Source organism: Rugosibacter aromaticivorans (genome assembly GCF_000934545.1).
GTDB classification, from domain to species: domain Bacteria; phylum Pseudomonadota; class Gammaproteobacteria; order Burkholderiales; family Rhodocyclaceae; genus Rugosibacter; species Rugosibacter aromaticivorans.
Map to the genome: position 1 here is coordinate 2,332,476 of NZ_CP010554.1, position 22,962 is coordinate 2,355,437.

Sequence of the window (22,962 nt, forward strand, 5' to 3'; positions counted from 1 at the left end):
CCGCCTCCATGACCGCACACCTCACAAAGATCGACGTCGCACGCAGACAGCTTTCGACGGCAGTTTGCTTGTTATTCGATGGTGGAGATGTTGTGTCAGTCTACTCATTGGCAGCAAATGCCTGGGAGGTAATCGACACGCTTTGCGTACGCGCAGGGGTAGACGGGATTTCTGGTCAGACGAAGGAACACCTTGCGCCAGGCAAGAGCTTAAAGTTCGACTACGTCAATTCGCCGTATCGAAACTTCTTCAAGCATGCTGATCGAGATCCAGATGCTGTGCTCGAGGAAATTCCAGACTCAGAGGTTGACTCGCTAATCTTCTTGGCCGTCGAGGATTACATGCGACTCATGAACAAGTCGCCAGTTGAATTTCAGGTATTTCAACTTTGGTATCTGGCGCTTCACGTTGAAAAGGTTGCAGACGGCTCGCTCGGTAAGATCATTGACGCAGTCAATTCGACTTTCTCGAACATTCGAGAACTGCCGAGGGCAAGCCGCATCTCGTTCGCTCGCTCGGTTCTTGAAGGCGCCCTCAACGATCAGAGTTTGCTCGCGGACCCGAGAACGGAGGTTTCAATTTCGATGAGATGCTCAGGTCGTCACTACCTATCTCGTTCCGAGCTAGGACGCTGCACATCGCGTCTCGGGATGATCTCCTCAAAATGAAAGAAGATGCCGTCTGTGAAGTAAGTCGCGTCCTTGCAAAGCACGAAAAGGATCTCGCTTGTTTGCGAAACGCATAACCCGGCAGTCAACACGGACGCTGCGCGATAAAGCCGCGCAGGTCGCTCACTTCTACGTTAGGCATTACATTTTTCCTTAGTCACGCTTTACATTAATCACGCATGGCGTTATTATTTGTTTATGTCCATCAAATCCTTCAAGTGCATCGAGACTGAGAGCCTATTTAAACGGCAACGCGTAAAACGATTTACGAACATTGAGTCTGTGGCACGACGAAAACTTGAGCAGCTTGAGTGGGCAGGTATTCTTGACGATCTTCGTGTCCCACCCGGTAATCGATTAGAAGCATTGAAACATGATCGTGCCGGACAACACAGCATTCGCATTAACGACCAGTTTCGCGTGTGCTTTGTGTGGACGAGCGAGGGGCCAAAAGATGTCGAGATTGTTGATTACCATTAACGGAGTCTGAATCATGAGCAAAACAAATAAGCTTCCGCCAGTTACCCCTGGCGAAATGTTGCTGGAAGAGTTCCTGAAACCGATGGGAATTTCCCAATATCGGCTAGCCAAGGAGATTGGTGTTCCCGCTCAGCGTATTGGTGAGATTGTCGCTGGTCGCCGTGCAATTACGGCTGACACCGATTTGAGGTTGTGCCGTTTTTTTGGGCTATCCGAAGGGTGGTGGCTGCGCGGCCAAGCACGTTACGACACCGAGTGCGCTAAGGATGTTCTAGCGGCAACCCTAAACAAAATCAGGCCGTGGACGGAAGTTGTCGCCGATGTCGCTGCCCATGCCTAACTCTACGCTCAAGCGGGACTGCGCAAAAGCGCGCAGCCCCTTAGCTCCACGTTGGGCACCATTGCCCGGAATGAGCGACAATTAGACTTTTACCACTGGAGTCAAGATATGGAACTGACCGCGGTACTTACTCCCGCCGAAGAAGGCGGCTATGTTGCCCTGAATCCAGAGACAGGCACCACTACGCAAGGTGAAACTGTTGAAGAGGCTATCGCCAATCTGCAAGAGGCTACGGCGCTCTATCTGTCAGAGTTCCCCATACCTGCGCCAGGACATCCGCTGGTAACAACGTTCAGCGTTCCTGCGCATGCCAGCTCCCCCGCATTTCGGGAGCTGCGATAGTACGGGCGCTGGAGCGCCTTGGTTTCGAGAAGCTCCGCCAATCCGGAAGCCACGTCATCATGCGCCGTGACTCCAAAGGCTGTGTCGTTCCCTTGCACAGCGAAGTCAAAGTTGGCGCCCTGGCCGGTGTCTTGCGTCAGGCTGACATATCGCCAGACGAATTTATCGCGGCCTTGTAGCCGTGGTGCCCAACCCGTCGTTCGAGCGGACCTCGCGCATAAAGCCGCGCAGCCCCGCTGAGCTTGAACGTTGAGGCTGTAGAAAAGCCCCTTTCGGAAAAATCGGGATCATCATGAACAAAAACCAACCTCTCAGAACGCGCTGTGTTGGCCGATCTTCATCCGAGGAAGGATCAAGTGACCCCCGAAATTTGGGTTGCGCAACCCCTTACCTAGTTTTTCTACAGCGTCGTTGGGCGGAACAAGCAGTAAATGCGTCAGGTCACGCAGTGGTACACTGATATTTCAAAATAGTTCTCAAACAAAAGGAAATTCGCGATGAAGATTCTCATTGTTCTTACGTCTCATGACCAACTCGGCGACACCGGAAATAAAACTGGTTTCTGGCTGGAAGAATTCGCCGCTCCCTATTACGTATTGAGGGATGCCGGTGCAGCTATCACGCTGGCATCGCCGAAGGGCGGCCAGCCGCCGCTCGACCCGAAGAGCGATCTTCCCGAGTTCCAGACCGAAACAACGGGGCGCTTCCACGCCGATACCGCCGCACAAACCCAGCTTGCGAACACCAGGAAGCTGGCCGATGTGTCGGCCGACGATTTCGACGGGGTCTTCTATCCCGGCGGTCACGGCCCGCTGTGGGACATGCCCGACAATGCGACATCGATCGCGCTCATCGAAGCTTTTGTTAAGGCCGGCAAACCGGTTGGCGCGGTCTGTCACGCCCCGGCCGTGCTTGTCAACGTACGTGGTAAGGACGGGGAGTTCCTGATCAAAGGCAAGCGCGTGACCGGCTTTGCCAATTCGGAAGAAGATGCCGTCGGGCTCACAACGGTTGTGCCCTTCCTGCTGGAAGACAAGCTCAAGGAGAGGGGTGGCAACTACAGCAAGGGCGCCGACTGGTCTCCCTATGTGCTGGTGGACGGCAAGCTGGTGACGGGTCAGAATCCGGCTTCTTCCGGGCCCGCAGCGGAAGCGCTGCTGAAGCTGCTGCGCTCCGTCTGAGCTGATGTCAGTGGACCGGCCGGCAGCTGCCGGCAACACAGCGCTGGCTGGCTGATGCCTGGTACCGGGTCAAATGGAAGTTTGATTCGAAGAGGGGCTTCTCGATGTGTAGCTCGTGGCCCAACCAGTCATTCCAGCGGATCGGCAAAAGGCTGCGCCTTTTGCCGATCCGCTGAATTCACACGTTGGACATCTTAGTAATGAAAGCGCAATTGGGCAATCAACAGTGCATTGTCTTCGACGCGATATACCATGCGATGCTCGTCTGTTATGCGACGTGACCAGAACCCTGATAGCGCGTGCTTTAAAGGTTCAGGCTTTCCAACTCCGGTGAAGGGCTCGCGTTGCGTCTCGCGTATCAACTTGTTAATCCGTTCAACCATACGTTTGTCTCGCTTTTGCCAATAGAGGTAGTCTTCCCATGCCTCATCTGCAAAGACCAGCTTCATTTAACCAATTTCCGCGCAACGCCTTTGCCGGCGTTTAGTTGTCCGACCGCCGTCAAGAGGCGCTTGGCGTTGGCGGGTGTGCGCAAGAGGTAGGCGGTTTCTTCAAGCGCCTTGTAGTCTTCGAGCGAGAGCATCACCACCGCCTGTTCTCCGTTGCGGGTGATAATTAAAGCTTCGTGATCGTTGCAAACCCGATCCATAGCGCTAGCGAGGTTTGCGCGGATAGTAGTGTAGGTAATTGCATCCATGATAGGCCTCCAAATATGTACATATTACTGTACATCAACAACTACCGATTGTCCATCATCCACGCAATGACGCCCAACCCATCATTCCAGCGGACACCGCTCGCTAACGCTCACGGCTGCGCCTCACTGGCGAGAGCGAGCCATCCCTGGAGCCGGCTGGCGTAGGCCTACCCTCGCTACGGGGGTGTCGCTCAACTCAAAATTAGCCACAAGGAGGAATTGATGCGCTACCAAACGATTCGATCACTTCTCGTCCTCTCAGCACGCCGCGCAGAACCTCCTTGATTCGACCGAGTTCATGAAGCTTCCATACCGCCATATGGCTTTTTATATTGCTAAGCGCTAGTCTTCGCTTATGGCAAACACTCGCTTTGATTGGGATACCGACAAGGACGCTGAAAGCCAGCGAAAACACGGCGTTTCGTTTAACCGCGCCCAGTATGCATTCGCTGATCCGCAGCGCGTGATTGCCAAGGACATCACCCACAGTCAATCCGAAGAGCGGTTCTATTGTTTCGGGGAGGTTGATGGTGGGTGCTTACGGTGCGATTCACATATCGCGCCTCTGTTGTTCGAATCATCGGCGCAGGCTATTGGCGCAAAGGAAAGGTAATTTATGAGCGCGAAAATCAAATACACGGATGAACCACTAGGCAAGACTCAAGTGATTACCGACTTTCTCCCCTCTCCGACCGAGTTGGCATTTCGCGAGGAAGGTGTGAAGGTCACTCTGGCTCTGAGCAAAAAAAGTATCGAGTTTTTCAAGTCCGAAGCCTCTAAGCATCACACCCAGTACCAGCGCATGATCCGTCGACTTCTTGACGCTTACGTTGACACCCAATCCCCAACTCTGCGCTCAAGCGGGACGCGCCAAAAGCGGCGCGCCCCTTAGCTCCGCGCCTCTTGACCGTGTGCCCTTTCACCATCCATTATCATGAGTCTTCGGGCTTCGCATCGATAGTGCTTTCGCCGTCTCGCCAGCGCCGACTTTCCGTGGTAACTCAACGCACTGCGGATGAGAAATGAATGTCATATATCGCATCACCTATCCAAACGGGAAAATCTACATCAGCCAAGACCGAACGAATAGCATCAACTATTTCGGTAGCGCCTCAAGTGAACTCATTGCGAAGGATTTCACTCCTGAACAACGCCGTAGCTTCACAATCACCCGAGATATCCTTTGGGAGTCCGAAACCGCCTCTCGCGCAGCGGTAACCCAGGTTGAAATCGAGTTCATTCGCCGCCACAGATCGAACGACCCTCCAATCGGGTACAACCAAACCCCGCCTCTTCGAGACAATGAAGGCACCTCTGAATAATCTGCCTCTTGTAGGCATGGTTTGCACAAAGATGCAAGGCGTTCTTGTGTCCATGTCGAGGTCTAATCCATCAATCCACCGGACACTGCGCGAAAAGCCGCGCAGGCGGATGAATTCAAACGTCGGGCACCCATGACGGGCCAGTTCTGGCATTGACTTAGGTTCGCACTATGGCTACCCAATCTGATATGTTTCTTGCGCTGACGGATGGCCTCACTGCCCTGCTGTTTTTTGCGCGCATTCAAGATCGAGGAATTCAGCGGCTGTCGGGCGAATTATCGGTTTGATTTGCCGTATCACCGCACCGACTTTTTTTTATATCTCCTCATTAGCCGCCATCTTGTTGATTGATTTGCGTAACGGGCACAGCATACTGCACATACATACCAGCCAACCCGCACGTTTTACTTCCCATTCACTGTGCGCTTGAAACATCTCAGAGCACCGCAGCGCGTAAAAAATGCGTTATATTTGAGGCAACCAAATCGATGTTACCCCGTGGAAATCTTGACCACGACAATGGCACTCTGCGCTTTTTAGCCGGCATCGTTTTGCGACCCAAAAACAAATAAAGCACGGAGGCTCTCACCATGAACCCACCCTCAACCATTGCTGTGCGAGAAAACGAACCTTGGCGTGCCAATTTGCGGGGAAACCAGACCGCGCTGGCGGGAGCCCGCGATGAAACCTGGTGGACCGGAAAATCCCCGGTGGCATGCCCTGGCTTGACTGCTGAGGGCACACTCACCGCCCTGCCGCTACCGAATTTAGCGACCTGTACGCGGCGCGAAGTACAGGATTATTTTGATAGTGGCTGGACGCTGACCGAAACGCTGTTCGCCGGGCTCAAAGGTGAGGAAGCATTTTTTCGACCGCCGTATCATGGACTGCGTCACCCGATGGTGTTTTATTTCTGCCATCCGCCGGTGTTTTATACCAACAAGCTGCGTGTCGCCGGTTTAATCTCTGCGCCGATCAACCCCTATTTTGAAAAACTTTTCGAGGTAGGTGTTGATGAAATGCGTTGGGATGATATGTCCAAAAACGAGATGCTGTGGCCTTCCGTTGACGAAGTGCGCGCATACCGTGCGGCAGTCTATACCACTGTCAGCGAGGTGATTGCCACACATCCAGGGTTAGCCGAGGGGCATGCGCTGATTACCTTGAATGACCCGCTGTGGGCGCTATTCATGGGTTTTGAGCACGAGCGTATTCATCTGGAGACTTCTGCCGTATTAATTCACGAACTACCACTTGACTATGTACAGCGACCCGCCGCTTGGCCGGCGTTGTACCCTGCCGCACCGCACGATGCCTCCACCGCACTACGCCCCCGTCCGGGCACGGATTACCCTGTGCTGGCCTTGCGCGATGTAGCCGCAACGCGGATCACTTTGGGCAAACCCGCCGACTGGCCTTCTTACGGGTGGGACAACGAATATGGCTCGCGTAGCGTACGCGTTGAAGCTTTTCGTGCAAGCACACAGCTCATCAGCAATGGCGCGTTTCATGAATTCGTTGCTGCAGGCGGCTATCGAGAAGAGCGTTTCTGGTCGCCCACCGGCTGGGCGTGGCGCAGTTACCGCAATATCAAGTGGCCTACCTTTTGGGTGCCAGATGGCCCCGCCGGGCTGCATCGCTACAAGTTACGCACCTTGTTTGAGGTGATCGATATGCCGTGGAACTGGCCTGCTGAAGTCAACGGCCATGAAGCTTATGCGTACTGCCAATGGAAATCCGAACAAGACGGCACTACGTATCGGCTACCGAGCGAAAATGAACATCACGCGCTACGCGACCCCGTGCATCGGGTAACCGACGATTTAGCCTTGCAGTGTGATGGCTTGGCGTTTCGCCAGCGAGGAATCAATCTGAATCTGGCATACGGCTCATCTCAACCAGTCGATGCCGGGCATATCACCAGCGCCGGGTTTCATGATGTGTTTGGCAATGTATGGCAATGGTCAGCAGACGATTTCAACCCCTTGCCTGGCAGTGAAGTGCATCCGCTATATGATGATTTCAGCAGCCCGTGTTACGACGGCCAGCATCAGATGATGCTGGGGGGCGCATGGGTCTCCACCGGCGAGGAGGCGGGCCCTTGGGCACGCTTTCACTTTCGCCCGCACTTTTTTCAGCACGCCGGCTTTCGCTTGGTAGAAGCGGCCCACGATGGCGGCGCTATTCACTTGAATAGCGACGATGCGGCGCATCAGGTGTATGAAGACCGGCAGATGGTGAATGACTACATGCTGCTGCATTATGGCAGCCCAGCAGATCAGATGCCGCATGCTTTTGGCCCGCAGGCGGCGACAGAATTCCCGTTGCGTTGCGCTGGTTGCTCGATGGTGCGCCAGAGTTTGGTGCTGGCACTCAGCGTGCGCTGGAAATTGGTTGCGCTGTCGGCCGGGCAAGTTTCGAGCTGGCACGTGGTTATCACGAAGTGATCGGTGTTGATCTTTCTCGCGCTTTTATCGATACCGCTGAAGCCTTGCAGCGTGATGGCCGCTTTGATTATTTCCGCAAAGATGAAGGCGAGCTTGGCGCGCAACTCACCGCACACGTGGCCCCCGCCATTGATCGGCACCGCGTGGCCTTCCGCCAGGCGGATGCTTGCTCGCTTCCCGCCGACTACGTGGACTTTGATGCCGTGCTGATGGCCAATCTGCTGTGCCGATTACCCAGCCCGAAATCATTGCTGGGACGACTGGGCGGACCACGCGGTCTGGTTAAAGTGGGAGGCTTGGTTGCGCTGTTTTCGCCCTATAGCTGGCTTGAGCAATTTACGCCACATGGGGCATGGCCCGGGGGCTATGAGAAAGCCGGTCATACGGTAAAAACCGCCGACGCCCTGCGCGAATTTTTCACGCAGGAAGGCTTTGTGTTGCGCCGCGAAGAAGAAGTACCGCTGGTGATTCGCGAACATCATCGTAAATATCAATACATCGTCACCCATGCGATGCTGTGGCAGCGCGCAGTGTAAAGCTGGTGCAAGACCCCGATGCAAGCTATCTGGCGCTTGAAAAAAAGCGGATGAATTCAGAATTCATCCGCCTTTTTATATAATGGAAGTACCACGCTATACGGTAGCGACACGCTCTGCCTGATGAACAATCTGAGCAATGCCGGTTAATTGGCTAAGCCAGGTGAGGGGAATTCCTAACGCGGGCGATGGCAGTTTCAGTGATCGTGTGGCATCGTGTGCTGCCGTCAGCGCACCCAGCATCAGCGAGCGGCCACAACTATCACCCCCGGCGAGAATATTGGCTTCTACCGCTTCGCGAAAACCACTGGCGCGATGGGCAATGTGAAACAACAACGGTAGGCCTTGATGCAGGTGACATGGCATGCCAAAGCGCGCAGCGGCGGCTGCGGCATCCAGCACCGGCAGGGCCAGTGCCTCACTCAGCAAGGGCTGCAGTATTTCACCCGCCGCTTGTGCCGCACGTGACAGCGCCTGGGGTAGCGGGGTTCCGGCTAACACTTCATCGAGGGCAATGGCCGAGACAGTGGCGGCATCGCGCGCTTGCGGGTGATCGTGGGTGACAGCAACGGCCTGCTGTATGGTGCTGATCAGTTCATCTCGTGATCGTGAGTGACCAGCGCGCTGACTCGCCACGATCGCCGGGACACATTCCAGCGCGGGTAATTGATCGTCATCGGCACCGGTTACCGCGGGATAATCGTCTGGCTTGGTATAGTCCAACAGGCGCACGACGGTGAGGCGGGTAGGACGATCGGCATACCCGACCCAGTGACCACCAGGGCCAAAGGTAGCGAGCCATTCCTGCTGAAATACCTGACGCTCAAAATTACCACCTGTTTTGGCCAAGTGCACCAACATCAAGCGGCAGGATTCACCATAAAAAGACAAGTCACCCGCCTGCTTGCCCGCGTGGGCAAAAAAACCCATCACACCGTGATAATTTGCCGGGTCTGGCGTACGGAATGCCAGCGGACCCTGTTGTTGCAGAGTTTTCAACCGGTCTGCATCGTATAGCCAGTGCAGGCCGAGCGTAGCCGCATCGGCAGTCAGTGCGCCCAGAATGGCTGCGAGACGTGGGTTCATTCTTTTCTCCTCAAGTTGGTTTGTTATAGAAAAACCTCAAGCGATAAATCAAAGCAGCCGCCTGAGCGAATAACGTATTAGAACACCTTCATTGGAACGCCAACACGGTCGGCAAGAATACTTCTGTCAGTGCCACACGTTGGGCGCCCAACGCGAACAATGTGCGTCGCGCCCAGTATCGCTGATGTAATCGGTTGTGCGTAAAAATTCCGTCATGTAGCGGGTGGCGCACATCAATCCCTGCGTATTCAACACCCAGCCGCACAAAGCCCGGATGAGAAAACAGCAGTGTGCCCAGCGAACGACGGCCAAGTTTTCGCAGCCAGTGCTGAACCGCGCCGCGGGGTACAACCGGCGCGACAGCGTGCGCAAAAGCGACTGGCGTGTCACCGCAATAAAGTACAACATCCCTGACCCAGGCGTGACGGCGTAGCGGTAGGCCAAGCAGTGCGTATTCATCTGCCAGCGGTGGTAGTCGTGCCTGGCGAACAGGCTCGACACGAAACGCGCCACTCGCTTTTTGCCAACGCACGGAGAGCGAACCTCGCTCTCGCAACCAGCTGTAATACGGACGCGCGGTGTGCGCGAGCGGCAAGTGGCGTGACCAGGGGGAAGAAATGCGGAGCACCATCTAACGTGACAAGGTGATTGAGAAATAAAATTAACACTCAGCTATCGGCACAAAAAGTATTCTTTTGCACACGCCAAAAGAATTTTTTACCGTCTTGCCAGCGCCGTCCGACGGATACCGCTTCGCATAACTTTTCAGGCGTTTTTGCCCTTTTGCCACAGCACATCGCCGCCACCCGCCACTTTATTCAACCAGCGGCCCAGAACAAATAACAAGTCGGAGAGCCGATTGAGATATTGCCGCCCGCAATCAGAGACTGTTTCGGTGGCCGCTAAGGCCACCACGGCACGTTCGGCACGGCGGCACACGGTACGCGCCAGATGCGTTAGCGCAGCCGCTCGCGTGCCACCGGGCAGAATAAATTCTTTGAGTGGGTGCAGTGCTTCGTTGTAATGATCAATCGCCGCCTCCAACTGCGCGGGTTGGGTGCTTTTGAGCAAGATTGCACCAGGAATTGACAGCTCACCCCCCAGATCGAACAAGTCATGCTGAATGCCGATGAGTAGCGTGCGCACATCATCGGGTAGCGCCTCACACAGGATGACGCCGATCAATGAATTAACCTCATCCACATCGCCCAAAGCGGCAATGCGTGTCGAATGCTTGGGGCTGCGTGATCCATCGCCTAAACCTGTGGTGCCTGCATCCCCCGTGCGGGTGTAGATTTTTGAGAGTCGATAACCCATAAGATTTTTTCAGTGTTGGTAGATAGAACAGAATATTGTTTTGCCTAAGCGCTTCATTGTAAGCTGGGGAGGATTTTTCTGCATCGTGCAAACGATGAAAGACATATTTTTCAAAAGGTACATATTTAAATTCATACGACGAAAGGAATCCTCATGACGGAAACAGTGGATGTTGTCATTATTGGTGCAGGCAGTGCCGGTTTAGCCGCATTGAGTGAAGTCAAAAAACGCACGCAGAATGTGATCATCATCAATGATGGTGCCTGGGGTACCACATGCGCCCGTGTCGGTTGCATGCCCTCCAAGCTGTTGATCGAGGCAGCCAATGCATTCCATCATCGTGGCACATTCGAAGAATTCGGCATTCAGGGCGCGGATCAACTCACCGTCGATCGCAGCGCCGTATTGCGCCGCGTACGCCGACTACGCGATGACTTCGTTGCCAGTACGCTGAAGGCAACCGACAGGCTGGGAGAACGCGCCATAACCGGTCGCGCTCGCTTGCTGGGACCTAACCGTGTGCAAGTGAATGGCCGCGAGATTGTCGCTCGTCAGATCATTATTGCTACTGGCTCCCGCCCTGCAGTCCCTGCGCCCTGGCGCGCGCTGGGTGCGCGTGTGCAAACAACCGATACATTGTTTGAACAAACCACCCTGCCTGATCGTATGGCTGTAGTGGGACTGGGCCCGCTGGGTGTAGAGCTTGCCCAGGCGATCTCCCGTCTGGGGGTCAATGTCGCCGCCTTCGGCCGCAATCCATTGGTTGCTGGCCTGACCGACCCCGATGTCAATACCGTCGCTCTTAAATCACTCAGCCGCGAATTTGCCATACACCTGGGTGCTGATGCCGAACTCACCGCCACAGCGAATGGCGTGCGCGTCAGTGCTGGCGCCCATACGGTTGACGTGGATCAAGTGCTGGTAGCACTTGGCCGCCGCCCCAATATTGATGATCTGGGCTTGGAAACCCTTGGAGTAGCACTGAATGACAAGGGGATGCCCAAGATCGATCGGACAACGTTGCAAATTGCAGATCTACCCATTTTTCTCGCAGGTGACGCTAATGCCGAGAGGCCCTTGCTCCACGAAGCGGCTGACGATGGTCATATCGCAGGCATCAATGTGACACAACCTACGGTGACTTGCTATGCGCGCCGGACGTCGCTGGCCATTGTTTTCGCTGAGCCTGGCATGGCGATGGTTGGCAGCAGTTTTAGTGCGCTAGACACTACCAGTTGCATCACCAGCGCAGTGGATTTCAGCCATCAAGGCCGCGCTTTGGCTGGTCAGCGCAATACCGGATTAATTCGCCTGTATGCCAGTGCGCAGAGTGGGCGTCTCTTGGGGGCGGAAATGTGTGCACCCGCTGCCGAACATATGGCCCATCTGCTGGCATTAGCGATTGATCAAGCGCTTACTGTCCATGACATGCTGCGCATGCCTTTTTATCACCCGGTTCTGGAGGAAGGACTCCGTAACGCTCTGCGTGGCTTGGCCAAACAACTGCCCACAACCGCAGGGTTTGATTTAGCGCATTGCGAGAGTCTGCATATTGAAGCATTGGAATAAAGTGCTATCGAAAAACACCGCTACATCGCCGTGTTGACGCGGTATTTCTGCGGTGCTGCCGCGATGTTGCCACAGTGTTGCCGTATTACCAGCACCGACTTTTCGGATAATTTTCAGGAGAAAAAAACAGCGACTCTTTTCGGCAGACAATTCAAAAACTGGCCCGCCCGACAGGACTCGAACCTGTTACCCCCGGCTTAGAAGGCCGGTGCTCTATCCAGATGAGCTACGGGCGGAAAGGGCGGCAAGTTCTGGAAAGAAACAGCCTCTTTTCAAAAGGGATTGGTCGGGGTGATAGGATTCGAACCTACGACATCTTGCTCCCAAAGCAAGCGCGCTACCGGGCTGCGCTACACCCCGAACAAGAGCGCATTCTACCGAACCTGGGGTTTGCCGGTCAATGCTGACATGCCCTTTCTGGCGTCTCTTGTCATAAAGATTTGACTTGCGGCAGACGATGGTTTCGTATATAAAGCATCCCTCTTTGTATTTAGTTAAATAACGCAATGGCTGAAGATCTGCTGCATAAGAAACAGTTTCCTGCATACACTCCCAAAAAGGGCGAGCAGTATATGAGCGCAAAACAGCTTGCTCATTTCCGTGCGATTCTTTCCTCGGTCAAGGAAGAGCTGCGTGATGATATTGAACGCACAGTGCATACCATGCAGGATGAAGCGACGGTGTTTGCTGACCCCAATGATCGCGCCAGTCAGGAATCTGACATTGCGCTTGAACTACGTAACCGGGATCGTGAACGCAAGTTGATCAAGAAGATTGACGAGTCAATCGCCCTCATCGAAAGCGGTGATTATGGCTATTGCAATTCGTGCGGTATCGAGATCGGCCTAAAGCGGCTTGAAGCCCGCCCGACAGCGACGCTATGCATCGACTGTAAAACGCTGGAAGAACATCGCGAAAAGCAGATCGGTAAATAACTTCGCGTCGTTTTTTTACGTAGATATTCCATCGTTTCATTGAGATTTACCCAATAAAAAAGGACGCTTAGGCGTCCTTTTTTATTGGTGCATGCCTGACTTATTCAGCCAATTATTCAGCAACCTCAGGCGCAGCAGCTGGTTCCGCATCCACGGCCTTCATAGATAAACGCACGCGGCCTTTATCATCTGTTTCAACGACCTTCACTTTAACAACCTGGCCTTCTTTGAGGTAATCAGCAACCGCATTGACCCGCTCATTCGCGATCTGGGAAATATGCAGCAGGCCATCTTTGCCCGGCAAGAGGCTGACGATTGCACCGAAATCAAGCAGGCGTAGTACAGTGCCTTCGTAAACCCGACCGACTTCAACTTCGGCAGTAATGTCTTCAATTCGCTTCCTTGCAATTTGAGCAGCATCGGCATTGACTGAAGAAATGGTGATCGAACCATCATCTTCGATATCAATGACGCAACCTGTTTCCTCGGTCAAACCACGAATCACCGCGCCGCCTTTACCAATCACATCACGAATTTTTTCAGGATTGATCTTCATGTGGATCATGCGTGGCGCAAAGCTGGATACTTCTTCGCGATGACCAGACATTGAATTTTTCATCAACTCAAGAATATGCAAACGTGCCTCTTTGGCTTGCGCCAGAGCAACTTGCATAATTTCTTTGGTGATGCCTTGAATCTTGATATCCATCTGCAGGGCAGTGATGCCCGCTTCAGTACCTGCAACCTTGAAATCCATATCGCCGAGATGATCTTCATCGCCCAGGATGTCTGTCAGTACGGCAAAACGGTTACCTTCTTTGATCAGGCCCATCGCAATACCGGCCACATGTGCCTTGAGCGGCACACCGGCATCCATCAGCGCAAGCGACCCACCGCAAACAGAAGCCATGGACGAGGAGCCATTAGACTCGGTAATTTCCGATACGACCCGCATTGAGTAACCAAACTCTTCTGCCGAAGGTAAAACTGCAACCAGTGCACGCTTGGCTAAGCGGCCATGACCTATTTCACGGCGTTTTGGCGTACCCACCCGTCCTGTTTCGCCGGTTGCATAGGGGGGCATGTTGTAGTGAAGCATGAAGCGGTCACGATACTCGCCTTGCAACGCATCGATTATTTGTTCATCACGACCGGTTCCCAGGGTTGCAACGACCATGGCCTGAGTTTCCCCCCGCGTAAATAAGGCAGAGCCATGCGTGCGCGGTAATACACCGTTACGAATGGCAATAGGGCGCACAGTGCGTGTATCTCGCCCATCAATGCGTGGCTCGCCACTGAGTATCTTGTTGCGAACAATTTTAGCTTCCAGATCAAACAAGCAATTGTTCACTGCATTGAGTTCAGGAGGATTGTCGACACCCTCAGTTAATGCGGCAACTGTCTTCTTGATGATCTCACGGGTTTTTTCGGCGCGCGCTTGCTTGCTGGTAATCCGATACGCCTCGCGTAATTCGTTTTCTGCCAACTCGGCCACACGGGCAATGAGTGGCTCGTTACGAGGGGCTGGTTGCCAATCCCACTCGGGCTTGCCCGCTTGCTCAACCATCTCATTAATGGCATTGATTGCCACTTGCATTTGTTCGTGGCCAAATACAACAGCACCCAACATGATTTCTTCTGACAGCTGCTTGGCTTCAGACTCCACCATCAAGACAGCAGCTTGTGTTCCAGCAACCACGAGGTCAAGCTGCGTGCTTTCAAGCAACTGAGTCTTGGTTGGGCACAAAACATAGTTGCCATTGATATAACCCACGCGTGCGGCACCAATCGGGCCACTAAATGGAATACCGGATATGGCTAATGCAGCAGAAGCACCCAGTAACGCAGGGATATCCGGATCGATTTCCGGATTACATGACATCACGGTGCAAACGATCTGCACTTCGTTGTAAAAGCCTTCAGGGAATAAAGGACGAAGCGGGCGATCGATTAACCGGCAGGTTAAAGTTTCCTTCTCTGACGGGCGCCCTTCACGCTTGAAAAAGCCCCCAGGGATGCGGCCAGCAGCATAGAATTTTTCCTGATAATCCACCGTCAGCGGGAAAAAGTCTTGACCTGGCTTGGCTGAACGTGCGCCAACGACGGTTACCAATACAACCGTGTCTGCCATGGTGACCATGACAGCCCCCCCTGCTTGGCGAGCAATCTCGCCCGTTTCTAGCGTGACCGTATGGTCACCGTAAACAAAACTCTTTTTGACTGGACTTAACACGAATATCCCTTTCAGTAAAAATAAAAGCCGGCCCAGCACTCAAGGCTGAACCGGCGAGATCCATCATCGTTCGATGAATAGGCGACACGGGTCGCTCAATTTAAAAACAGCGCCGTGATTTTATTTGCGCAGACCAAGGCGCTCAATCAGCGCACGATAGCCTTCTGCATTCTTGCGTTTGAGGTAATCAAGCATCTTGCGACGCTGACTAACCATTTTCAACAATCCACGACGCGAGTGATGATCTTTTGTGTGCGCTTTGAAGTGGCCTGTCAAATCGTTGATGCGCGCTGTTAGCAGTGCCACTTGGACTTCGGGGGAACCCGTATCGCCTTGCGCACGCTGGTAGTTGGTTACGATACTTGCCTTATCTGTGGTGGAAATTGCCATGGTGGTTTCCTTGCTTGTTCTGACCCTTAAAGAGCTGACTATTATAGCGTTTCAAGCAACTCTTTATCAAGCGATATTCATTGCGTTGCAACAGAAACGAGTCTCTGCGGCTGTAACCAGCCATCTGGCATCATCTGACAGACGCCCATAAAGTGATTGTCCGCATCATAAACCTTTATTCGGGTACCCATCTCGCCGGACCAGCGTATCGCTCGCCCCTGCCTTACTTTTGCCGCATTCACTGCATCAAGCCTTGCGATAGAAAGGTCTGGCAGTAGAGCATCAGGTGGTAACAGTAACGCATCTCGAGCTTGGCTATCGAGGGACTCAAGCGCAGTTATTGTATGCGCCTGTGTAACATCTAATGCGCCTATTCCTGTCCGCCGCAGTGCGATTAAATGACCGCCACAACCCAACTTTTCACCGATATCCGCAGCTAAGGTTCGCACATAGGTGCCCTTGCTACACCTGACCTCAAACACAAAGCGCTCATCTGCCCACTCAAGTAACCGAATCTGATAAATACGGACTTGCCTGGGTGCACGCTCTACCACAATTCCTTCGCGGGCATAGGCGTACAAGGGCTTGCCATCGCGCTTAAGCGCTGAATGCATGGGTGGAATTTGCTCAATATCACCCTGAAACAGAGTGAGCACCTGTTCCAGATCAGCATGGGTCGTTGTCACTGGGCGCCGAACTAGCACAACCCCTTCGGCATCCGCTGTATCGGTGGTGATTCCTAGCTGAACGGTGGCAACGTAATGCTTATCAGCATCCAGCAGGGCACTGGAAAATTTTGTTGCCTCACCAAAACAGAGCGGCAACAAGCCAGTGGCTAATGGATCGAGTGTGCCCGTATGCCCAGCTTTATCGGCGTTATAAAAACGCCGTGCAGCTTGTAAGGCATAGTTAGAGGAGACGCCTGAAGACTTATCGAGAAGTAATACGCCATCCAGACGACGGCGCGGGAGACGTCGTGGTGCGTTCAATCGTTATCCAGCTTTTTATCCGATTTAACTGCCTCATCGATCAAGCCCGACAAATACGTACCTCGCTCAACTGAGGCATCATAGACAAAATGCAATTCGGGAATTTGATGGATGCGCAACCGACGGCCCAATTCGCGCCGCAAAAAACCGGCTGACCGCTTCAAGCCTTCAGCGAGAACGCTATTCGACTCCGCATCAGCTAAAGATGTATAAAAAACCTTGGCATGCGCGTAATCCACTGTCACCTCAACATCGGTCACTGTCACCAGCGTCAGCAATGATGCAATTCGTGGATCTTTGAGATGAAACCTCAACAGATCAGCCAGCTCACGGCGAAGCTGTTCTGCCACACGATCGGACCGCGCAAAACCACGCTGTATAACCATTGCCGATTAAAGCGAACGCGCAATTTCCTGCGTTTCAAAAACCTCAAGTTGATCGCCTTCGTTGATCTCATTGAAATTCTTGATACTCAAGCCGCATTCGAACCCCTCTCTGACTTCCCTTGCGTCGTCTTTGAAGCGTTTCAATGAGTCCAGTTCGCCGGTGTGCACTACAACATTGTTGCGTAGCACACGTACAGAGGCATTGCGTTTGACAATCCCCGACAAGACCATACAGCCTGCCACCGCACCCACTCTGGAAATGCGGAATACTTGCCGAATCTCGACCGTCCCCAGCACTACTTCCTTTTTCTCTGGTGCCAGCATTCCCGACAGAGCAGCTTTCACTTCATCTACCACGGCATAAATGATATTGTAATAACGGATATCTACGCCAAAACTCTCAGCCGCCTTGCGGGCGCCAGCATCTGCTCTTGTATTGAATCCAATGATGACCGCTTTGGAAGCAGAGGCAAGGTTGACGTCAGACTCACTGATACTGCCCACGCCAGCATGAATAACGGATACCTTAACTTCGCTCGTAGATAGTTTGCTAAGCGACTGAACCAGCGCTTCTTGAGAGCCCTGAACATCGGCCTTAACAATCAAGGGCAAAGTTTTCACCTCTCCCTCGGCCATTTGTTCAAACATGTTTTCAAGCTTTGCCGCCTGCTGCTTAGCCAATTTGACATCACGAAACTTACCTTGGCGGAATAAAGCAATTTCGCGTGCTTTGCGTTCATCGGCAAGCACCATACCGATATCGCCCGCAGCGGGAACATCTGTCAATCCTTGAATTTCAACAGGGATTGATGGGCCTGCTGTTTCAACGGATTTTCCGTTTTCATCCAACATGGCGCGCACACGCCCAAAAACCGAACCGAGAAGAAGTGAATCTCCCCGCCGCAGAGTTCCTGACTGTACTAACAATGTAGCTACCGGGCCTTTTCCCTTATCCAGGCGAGCTTCAATCACAATGCCTTTCGCCGGAGCATCAATAGGCGCCTTCAGCTCGAGAACTTCGGCCTGTAAAAGCAATTGCTCAAGCAAATCATCTACACCTGCGCCTGATTTGGCAGAGACACCAATGAACGGTGAGTCACCACCATACTCTTCAGGCACGACACCCTCAGCAACCAGCTCCTGCTTGACGCGCTCAGGGTTGCCATCGGGTTTGTCAATTTTAGTAATGGCCACAACCAGCGGTACGCCCGCTGCTTTAGCGTGATGAATCGCCTCTTTAGTTTGCGGCATGACGCCATCGTCGGCCGCAACGACCAGAATAACGATGTCTGTCGCTTTTGCACCGCGCGCGCGCATTGACGAAAACGCTTCGTGCCCTGGCGTATCAAGGAATGTGATCATGCCACGAGGCGTTTCCACGTGATAGGCACCAATGTGTTGCGTAATTCCGCCCGCTTCACCATGCGCTACACGACTCTTGCGAATATAGTCAAGCAAGGATGTCTTACCGTGGTCAACGTGCCCCATTACAGTAACAACGGGGGCACGCGGCAACTGCTCAAATGCCTTGTGCTCTACCTGATCATCAAGAAAAGTCTCCGGATCGTCCAACTTGGCGGCGAACGCACGGTGGCCCATTTCCTCGACCACAATCATTGCAGTTTCTTGATCAATCACCTGATTAATCGTCACCATCGAGCCCATTTTCATCATCACTTTGATGACTTCAGATGCCTTAACCGTCATCTTATGTGCAAGATCAGCAACTGAAATGGTTTCTGGCACTTGCACATCGTGGATGATGGCTTCGACTACCGGTGGCGGTGCACTATCTTCATTATGTCCGCGGTGTCCGCCATGCCGACCGCCACCCTTGGCGCCGCGCCAGCCAGCCAAACCGGAATCGCCTCGAGTTTTGATCATCCGACGCTTGGCCTCATCATCTTTCCAGACGCTTTTCTTGGCAGGCTTGGCTTTTGTTTCGGTATCCTTACCTGCTGGTTTGTGTATCGTGCCCGAGACACCTACTGCGGGCTCTGCGGCTTTTGGTGCTTTTGCTGCGACAGCGGCTGCAGCAACTGCGGCTTGCTGCTGCAAAACACGGCCCTCAGCTTCTGCACGAACCCTCGCCTCACGAGCATTTCTTGCCTCAAATTCAGCAGCTTGAATGGCCGCTAACTGTGCCTGACGTTTAGCTTCCGCATCTCGTAACGCACGCTCAGCCGGATCTATGATCGATTTTGCTTTTGGTTTTGCCGTAGAGCGCACAACGGCAACCTTCACCTCGGGCGCTGCTACTTGCTTGACTTGCTCAACCTGTCCGATCAGCGGCTGCGGCGCTATGGCTGCTGCATTATCAGCACTGACAGCCGACACAGTAGACGACTCAGCATCCGTTGCGAAAGACTCCGCTTTTTCAGCTTTAGCGTCTACCACAGGGGCAAGACTTGCCTTATCAGACTCGCCACTCGCTAGCACAACGCTTTTCTCCGCTACTACTTCCTCCGCTTTTAGGGGCTCGGGGGGTTTCGCAGGCGATATTTTCGGCTCAACCTGGCTTTCTATCTTGTGCTCTGGCGGCTGTTCGATAGCCAGCACCTCTTTGGGTAGCTCAGTAGCCAATGTTTTGGTGGACGCTAGATCGGCTGTAGCAGCTACCTCATTCGCATCCCGCTTGACGAACACTCGCTTTTTACGAACCTCAACCTGTATGGTGCGAGACCTGCCTGCAGCATCCGATGATTTTATTTCGGTTGTCTGCTTACGCGTCAAAGTGATCTTTGACTTGGGCTTGGCTTCCCCATGCGACTTACGCAGATAATCCAACAGGCGCGCTTTATCCTGCTCCGACATCGTATCGCTAGGAGCTTGTTTTTCAACACCAGCCTTGGCAAGTTGATCCAGCAGATCAGGAGCCGGCATTTTCAGCTCGGTTGCAAATTCAGAAACAGTCATCAAAGCCATGCCTTTACCCTCATTCTTCCTCAGCGAACCAATGGGCGCGCGCAACGACAATCAAGTTTTTTGCTCGATCAGCATCCATCCCAGTCATTTCAATTAATTCATCGACTGCCAGATCCGCCAATGCCTCACGATCCGTGACACCATTCGTCGCCAGCTTTGCCGCCAGCGCAGCATCCATACCTTCTAACGCAAGAAGGTCTTCAGATACTTTATCTAGTTGCTCTTCATCTACGATGGCTGCAGTTAATAAAACATTACGTGCACGCTCACGCAACTCATTAACAACTGCCTCGTCAAACGCATCGATTTCAAGCATTTCTGCCAACGGCACGTAGGCAACCTCTTCCAACGAAGAAAAGCCCTCCTCAATCAGAATATTCGCCACCTCCTCATCAACATCGAGTTTTTCGACGAACAAAGCACGAATCGTTGCAGATTCAGAGGCTGACTTTTCTCGCGACTGCTCGACCGTCATCAGATTGATTGTCCAACCCGTCAACTCAGAAGCCAAGCGTACATTTTGCCCGCCACGACCAATCGCAATCGCAAGATTGGCTTCATCCACGACAACATCCATTGCGTGTTTCTCTTCGTCTACCATGATGCTTTGCACTTCTGCCGGTGCCAAAGCGCCGATCACGAACTGGGCGGGGTCTGCCGACCAGTTGATGATATCAACACGCTCACCAGACAACTCGTTGGTTACTGCGGTTACCCGCGAACCACGCATACCAACGCAGGTTCCAATGGGATCAACACGCGGGTCATTGGATTTGACGGCAATCTTTGCCCGCATACCCGCGTCACGAGCAGCTGCCTTAATGTCAAGCAGACCATCTTCAATCTCAGGAACTTCAAGCTCGAACAGCTTCATGATGAACTCAGGTGCTGTACGCGACAAAATTAGCTGCGGGCCACGCGCCTGCCGATCGATCTTCATCAGCCAAGCCCGCACGCGATCGCCAGGGCGAAGATTTTCTTTGGGGATCATCTGATCACGCGGCAATAAAGCCTCAATACGTCCCACCTCAATGACTGCGCTACCGCGATCCAGCCGTTTAACCGTACCGCTAATGAGATGCTCCTTGCGCTCGAGGAAATCATTTAACATCTGCTCGCGCTCAGCATCACGAATCTTTTGCAAAATGACTTGCTTGGCTGCCTGTGCACCGATACGACCAAAATCGATGGGCTCCATGGCTTCTTCGATATACTCTTCGAGCCCGATGTCTGAAATTTCGCGCCGGGCTTCTGTCAGCCCCTTTTGCACCTCAGGATTTTCCACTGCGCCATCTGCGACAACCAACCAACGACGGAATGCCTCGTAATCACCTGTTTCGTGGTCAATTTCGACGCGAATATCAGCCTCATCGTTGACACGCTTCTTGGTTGCTTGCGCGAGCGCTTGCTCAAGCGCATCAAACACGATGTCTCTGGCTACATTTTTCTCGCGGGCCAAGGCATCAACCAACAGTAATAATTCACGGCTCATAGGTGGTTCTCCGACAATATTCAGAACGTTGGCACTAAACGCGCTCGATCCACGTTCGCTAGCGCAACCTCATGCAGCACATTTTCAACTCGCAGACTAAACTTTTCTGCGCCTTCTTCGCCCGCTACCGCCTCAATGACACCTTTGAAATTACGCTGATTACCTAACGGAACACGCAACTTCAGCTGAATCTCACAACCAGTAAACCGACGAAAATCTGCGGCCTTGGTCAGCACACGATCCAATCCGGGCGAGGACACCTCCAGCCGATCGTAATCAATATTTTCAACCAGAAAAACATGAGTCAACTGATGGCTGACAGCAGCACAATCATCCACACTAATGCTACGCCCCACCTGATCATCCGCCTCAGGATGATCGATAAAGACACGCAACAGCCTGGCGCGCGGACTCGATTCCACCTCGACGAGCTCGAATCCCAAGCCAACCACAGTTTTCTCAATTAAATCATTAAGCTGCATTCATCCACACACCTCCGTTCGACAAATAAAAAATGGGCTAAAAAGCCCATTCTTTTCTCTCCCGAGAACGGTGCCAACTAAAAGAAGAACGAAATTATAGCAGAGGCCTCATTTCTCTGCAAAATCAATTCGATCGCTTGCCTCATCGCCCGACAAGAAACTCAGGTCGTCAAAGCCTTCCTCACTGCGTGAGGATCGTGTAAGCCCGGATTTTTGTTCGGGTGGCAAGAGTTTCAACAAGGCTTCCACCTCACCAGGCTCCAAGTCGCGGGACTGCCCTCGTTTCAGGCGGGGCGGCAGCTGAACCGGGCCATACCGCACACGCATCAGGCGGCTCACGGTCAAGTCGACGGCCTCAAACATACGCCTCACCTCGCGATTACGCCCTTCCGATAGGGCCACCCGATACCAGCGGTTAGCACCTTCACCACCGGACTCCACAATCAAATTAAAGCGCGCTAACCCGTCTTCGATCTGAACTCCCTGGCGCAGACGCTCCAGCACCTCTGGCGTTGCCTCACCCAGAACGCGAACGGCATACTCACGTTCGATTTGGTATTTGGGATGCATCATCCGCTGTGCCAAGCCGCCGTCGTTGGTAAATAGCAGCAATCCGCAGGAATTAAAATCCAGCCGTCCGATGGAAATCCATCGCCCATTTCTTAAGCGAGGCAGCTTAGTGAAGACACTCGGCCGCCCCTGAGGGTCATCTTTGGAAACAATTTCACCTTCCGGCTTGTGGTACATCACCACCCGTGGCAAGCGGTGAGAAAACTTAAGCTGGACCAACTTGCCATTGAGCCGGATTTTGTCTTCAGGACCAACCCGCTGTCCAATATGCGCAGGCTGGCCGTTGACGTTAACGCGCCCCGCGCTAATCCACTCCTCAATCTCGCGACGCGAACCATGGCCTGCATCTGCCAATGCTTTTTGCAATTTTGGCGGGTCACTAAGCACAGCGGAAGCAGCCTTATTGCCTCTCCCAGTTTGAATTTTCGGGGCGGGCTGTCGCGCTCCTGCGTTGTCATTACGTGCCTCGGTCAATGCTCGGGAGCCCCCTTGCGCAGCACGAAAAGGGGTGGCCTTGCGCGGAGCAGCCGGCTTACGGGGCAAGCTACTACGCTTGGCCCTTGGTGATGCGGCGG

General features: G+C 53.3%; 26 protein-coding genes and 2 tRNA genes. 13 read left to right on the plus strand and 15 right to left on the minus strand.

Annotation, left to right across the window (positions count from 1 at the left end; translation table 11 throughout):
* Nucleotides 1-8: 8 nt before the first annotated feature.
* From PG1C_RS11595 to PG1C_RS11620, 6 genes are all read left to right on the plus strand, one after another.
* Complete coding sequence (locus PG1C_RS11595) at nt 9-668, plus strand: hypothetical protein (RefSeq protein WP_202634918.1); 660 nt, start codon at nt 9-11, stop codon at nt 666-668.
* A 198-nt stretch (nt 669-866) separates the two neighbouring features.
* Complete coding sequence (locus PG1C_RS11600; RefSeq protein ID WP_202634919.1) at nt 867-1,148, plus strand: type II toxin-antitoxin system RelE/ParE family toxin; 282 nt, start codon at nt 867-869, stop codon at nt 1,146-1,148.
* Between the two features lie 13 nt (nt 1,149-1,161).
* On the plus strand, nt 1,162-1,488 hold the full coding sequence (locus PG1C_RS11605) for a HigA family addiction module antitoxin (RefSeq protein WP_202634920.1): 327 nt from the start codon (nt 1,162-1,164) through the stop codon (nt 1,486-1,488).
* Between the two features lie 108 nt (nt 1,489-1,596).
* On the plus strand, nt 1,597-1,830 hold the full coding sequence (locus PG1C_RS11610; RefSeq protein ID WP_202634921.1) for a hypothetical protein: 234 nt from the start codon (nt 1,597-1,599) through the stop codon (nt 1,828-1,830).
* A gap of 56 nt (nt 1,831-1,886) precedes the next feature.
* Nucleotides 1,887-2,009 carry a type II toxin-antitoxin system HicA family toxin gene (locus PG1C_RS14660; protein ID WP_237218343.1) on the plus strand — a complete coding sequence of 41 codons (123 nt, stop codon included), beginning with the start codon at nt 1,887-1,889 and terminating at the stop codon, nt 2,007-2,009.
* A gap of 318 nt (nt 2,010-2,327) precedes the next feature.
* Nucleotides 2,328-3,011 carry a type 1 glutamine amidotransferase domain-containing protein gene (locus tag PG1C_RS11620; protein ID WP_202634922.1) on the plus strand — a complete coding sequence of 228 codons (684 nt, stop codon included), beginning with the start codon at nt 2,328-2,330 and terminating at the stop codon, nt 3,009-3,011.
* A 194-nt stretch (nt 3,012-3,205) separates the two neighbouring features.
* Here the strand turns inward: PG1C_RS11620 and PG1C_RS11625 are convergent, their stop codons facing one another.
* Entirely contained in the window at nt 3,206-3,460 is a 255-nt protein-coding gene (locus PG1C_RS11625; RefSeq protein WP_202634923.1) for a Txe/YoeB family addiction module toxin, read from the minus strand.
* The gene (locus PG1C_RS11630; RefSeq protein WP_202634924.1) at nt 3,457-3,708 is read right to left on the minus strand and encodes a type II toxin-antitoxin system Phd/YefM family antitoxin; all 252 of its coding nucleotides are present in this window, start codon (nt 3,706-3,708) and stop codon (nt 3,457-3,459) included. Before PG1C_RS11630 ends, PG1C_RS11625 begins: the two co-directional genes overlap by 4 nt.
* A 355-nt stretch (nt 3,709-4,063) precedes the next feature.
* Between PG1C_RS11630 and PG1C_RS15065 the strand changes: the two genes are divergently transcribed.
* The 5 genes from PG1C_RS15065 (at nt 4,064) to PG1C_RS14665 (ending at nt 8,013) form a co-directional block, all read left to right on the plus strand.
* A complete protein-coding gene (locus PG1C_RS15065; protein WP_202634925.1) occupies nt 4,064-4,321 on the plus strand; it encodes a BrnT family toxin in 258 nt (85 codons plus the stop codon).
* 3 nt (nt 4,322-4,324) lie between these two features.
* Nucleotides 4,325-4,600 (plus strand): hypothetical protein, encoded by a 276-nt coding sequence (locus PG1C_RS11640; RefSeq protein WP_202634926.1) that lies wholly within the window; start codon nt 4,325-4,327, stop codon nt 4,598-4,600.
* Between the two features lie 130 nt (nt 4,601-4,730).
* Nucleotides 4,731-5,030, plus strand: coding sequence for a GIY-YIG nuclease family protein (locus tag PG1C_RS11645; RefSeq protein WP_202634927.1), 300 nt, complete (start codon nt 4,731-4,733; stop codon nt 5,028-5,030).
* Nucleotides 5,031-5,620: 590 nt separating this feature from the next.
* A complete protein-coding gene (ovoA, locus tag PG1C_RS11650; RefSeq protein ID WP_237218172.1) occupies nt 5,621-7,477 on the plus strand; it encodes a 5-histidylcysteine sulfoxide synthase in 1,857 nt (618 codons plus the stop codon).
* Nucleotides 7,360-8,013 carry a putative 4-mercaptohistidine N1-methyltransferase gene (locus PG1C_RS14665; RefSeq protein ID WP_237218173.1) on the plus strand — a complete coding sequence of 218 codons (654 nt, stop codon included), beginning with the start codon at nt 7,360-7,362 and terminating at the stop codon, nt 8,011-8,013. Before ovoA ends, PG1C_RS14665 begins: the two co-directional genes overlap by 118 nt.
* Before the next feature lie 96 nt (nt 8,014-8,109).
* Here PG1C_RS14665 and PG1C_RS11655 read toward each other — a convergent pair whose 3' ends face one another.
* From PG1C_RS11655 to PG1C_RS11665, 3 genes are all read right to left on the minus strand, one after another.
* Nucleotides 8,110-9,099, minus strand: a complete 990-nt coding sequence (locus PG1C_RS11655; protein WP_202634928.1) for an ADP-ribosylglycohydrolase family protein — start codon at nt 9,097-9,099, stop codon at nt 8,110-8,112.
* Nucleotides 9,100-9,187: 88 nt separating this feature from the next.
* Nucleotides 9,188-9,730, minus strand: a complete 543-nt coding sequence (locus tag PG1C_RS11660; protein ID WP_202634929.1) for a chorismate--pyruvate lyase family protein — start codon at nt 9,728-9,730, stop codon at nt 9,188-9,190.
* A gap of 134 nt (nt 9,731-9,864) precedes the next feature.
* A complete protein-coding gene (locus PG1C_RS11665; protein ID WP_202634930.1) occupies nt 9,865-10,416 on the minus strand; it encodes a cob(I)yrinic acid a,c-diamide adenosyltransferase in 552 nt (183 codons plus the stop codon).
* A gap of 153 nt (nt 10,417-10,569) precedes the next feature.
* Between PG1C_RS11665 and PG1C_RS11670 the strand changes: the two genes are divergently transcribed.
* Nucleotides 10,570-11,985 carry a dihydrolipoyl dehydrogenase gene (locus PG1C_RS11670; RefSeq protein ID WP_202634931.1) on the plus strand — a complete coding sequence of 472 codons (1,416 nt, stop codon included), beginning with the start codon at nt 10,570-10,572 and terminating at the stop codon, nt 11,983-11,985.
* 159 nt (nt 11,986-12,144) lie between these two features.
* Here the strand turns inward: PG1C_RS11670 and PG1C_RS11675 are convergent.
* Together PG1C_RS11675 and PG1C_RS11680 are read right to left on the minus strand one after the other, a co-directional pair.
* Nucleotides 12,145-12,221, minus strand: a tRNA-Arg gene (locus PG1C_RS11675).
* 47 nt (nt 12,222-12,268) lie between these two features.
* Nucleotides 12,269-12,345 (minus strand) — tRNA-Pro (locus PG1C_RS11680).
* A 146-nt stretch (nt 12,346-12,491) separates the two neighbouring features.
* Here PG1C_RS11680 and dksA point away from each other — a divergent pair.
* A complete protein-coding gene (dksA, locus tag PG1C_RS11685; RefSeq protein WP_202634932.1) occupies nt 12,492-12,920 on the plus strand; it encodes an RNA polymerase-binding protein DksA in 429 nt (142 codons plus the stop codon).
* Nucleotides 12,921-13,032: 112 nt separating this feature from the next.
* Here the strand turns inward: dksA and pnp are convergent, their stop codons facing one another.
* From pnp to rluB, 8 genes are all read right to left on the minus strand, one after another.
* Nucleotides 13,033-15,153 (minus strand): polyribonucleotide nucleotidyltransferase, encoded by a 2,121-nt coding sequence (pnp, locus tag PG1C_RS11690; protein WP_202634933.1) that lies wholly within the window; start codon nt 15,151-15,153, stop codon nt 13,033-13,035.
* Between the two features lie 120 nt (nt 15,154-15,273).
* Nucleotides 15,274-15,543, minus strand: a complete 270-nt coding sequence (rpsO, locus tag PG1C_RS11695; RefSeq protein ID WP_202634934.1) for a 30S ribosomal protein S15 — start codon at nt 15,541-15,543, stop codon at nt 15,274-15,276.
* Between the two features lie 77 nt (nt 15,544-15,620).
* Nucleotides 15,621-16,532, minus strand: a complete 912-nt coding sequence (truB, locus tag PG1C_RS11700) for a tRNA pseudouridine(55) synthase TruB (protein WP_202634935.1) — start codon at nt 16,530-16,532, stop codon at nt 15,621-15,623.
* The gene (rbfA, locus tag PG1C_RS11705; RefSeq protein ID WP_237218174.1) at nt 16,529-16,882 is read right to left on the minus strand and encodes a 30S ribosome-binding factor RbfA; all 354 of its coding nucleotides are present in this window, start codon (nt 16,880-16,882) and stop codon (nt 16,529-16,531) included. Before rbfA ends, truB begins: the two co-directional genes overlap by 4 nt.
* Nucleotides 16,883-16,924: 42 nt before the next feature.
* On the minus strand, nt 16,925-19,843 hold the full coding sequence (infB, locus tag PG1C_RS11710) for a translation initiation factor IF-2 (RefSeq protein ID WP_202634936.1): 2,919 nt from the start codon (nt 19,841-19,843) through the stop codon (nt 16,925-16,927).
* A gap of 10 nt (nt 19,844-19,853) precedes the next feature.
* A complete protein-coding gene (gene nusA, locus PG1C_RS11715; RefSeq protein ID WP_202634937.1) occupies nt 19,854-21,335 on the minus strand; it encodes a transcription termination factor NusA in 1,482 nt (493 codons plus the stop codon).
* 20 nt (nt 21,336-21,355) lie between these two features.
* Complete coding sequence (rimP, locus tag PG1C_RS11720; protein WP_202634938.1) at nt 21,356-21,817, minus strand: ribosome maturation factor RimP; 462 nt, start codon at nt 21,815-21,817, stop codon at nt 21,356-21,358.
* Nucleotides 21,818-21,925: 108 nt separating this feature from the next.
* Nucleotides 21,926-22,861, minus strand: a complete 936-nt coding sequence (rluB, locus tag PG1C_RS11725) for a 23S rRNA pseudouridine(2605) synthase RluB (RefSeq protein ID WP_414629209.1) — start codon at nt 22,859-22,861, stop codon at nt 21,926-21,928.
* Nucleotides 22,862-22,962 lie beyond the last annotated feature (101 nt).